The organism is Mesorhizobium sp. M2C.T.Ca.TU.002.02.1.1, from assembly GCF_003997225.1.
In genome coordinates, this window is sequence record NZ_RZTO01001321.1 from 1 (window position 1) to 947 (window position 947).

General features: G+C 65.7%; 1 protein-coding gene and 1 pseudogene. Both read right to left on the reverse strand.

The annotated features are described in order from the left end of the window. Window positions 1–357, reverse strand: a pseudogene (locus EOD07_RS35810) (anti-sigma factor); the annotation flags it as partial. Then, on the reverse strand, window positions 354–893 hold the full coding sequence (locus EOD07_RS35815) for a sigma-70 family RNA polymerase sigma factor (RefSeq protein ID WP_127238471.1): 540 nt from the start codon (window positions 891–893) through the stop codon (window positions 354–356). The pseudogene EOD07_RS35810 and the gene EOD07_RS35815, both read right to left, overlap by 4 nt. Window positions 894–947: the final 54 nt, after the last annotated feature.

The window sequence follows — 947 nt, forward strand, 5'->3', positions numbered from 1 at the left end:
GACGTAAGGCAGGGCGACATAGACGGCCAAAGCCGCAATGGCGGCGGCGGCGAGGCCGCGCCAGAAGGCAAGGCTCGCCCACAAGCTGCCGCCGGGCGCCGTGGAGGCGGAGGACGCAAACAGGCGGCGGTCGATCGCTGCCTTGACCGAAGCGGGAGGCTCGACCGCGGCGTAAGCAGCGGCCATCGGCGCGAAGCGCACCTCCCAGGCATCGACCAGGCGGGCGAAAGCCGTCTCGGTGTCGATGCGGCGGGAGGCGACCTGGCGTTCGTCGGCGGCCAGAACGCCGAGAACGTATTCGGCGGCGAGCAGGTCGTCGCCTCCGCGTTCCGGTCCGTTGTCTTCCGCCAGCGTCATCTTTCCAGGCATTCTCTCAGTTTGAGCAGGCTTCGCCGCAGCCAGGTCCGCATCGTGTTCAGCGGAACCTTGAAGCGCTCCGCCAGCTCGGCATAGCTTTCGCCGCTCAGATAGGCGCCCCGGACGGCCGCCGCCCGGTCTTTCTCCAACTCGTCGAGGCAATGGTGGATGCGCTCGGTCTCGCCGCCCGCGACAGCCATGGCCTCAGGTCCCGGCGTCGGATCGGCGACGTCGAGGGCTGCGTCGATGTTGGCGGAAGGACTGCGCCGCGCCCTGATGCGATCGATCGCATGGTTGCGCGCAACGGCCACCAGCCAGGAAATCGGGCTCAGATCGGAAACCGCGAAACGGTCCGCCTTCGTCCAGATCTTGACGAAGACCTCCTGCAGCGCTTCTTCCGCATCTCCCCGGTCCCTCAAGACACGAAGGCAGACGCCGAAAAGTTTCCCGCTGGTCTGCTTGTAGAGCAGATCGAACGCAGCCCGGTCCTTCATCGAAGTCCGGACGATCAGCTTGCTGATGTCCTGAGGCGCCATGGCGGCAAATTAGAAGATTGCGATCTAATTGCAACGGGCCGCCCAGTCTTACTG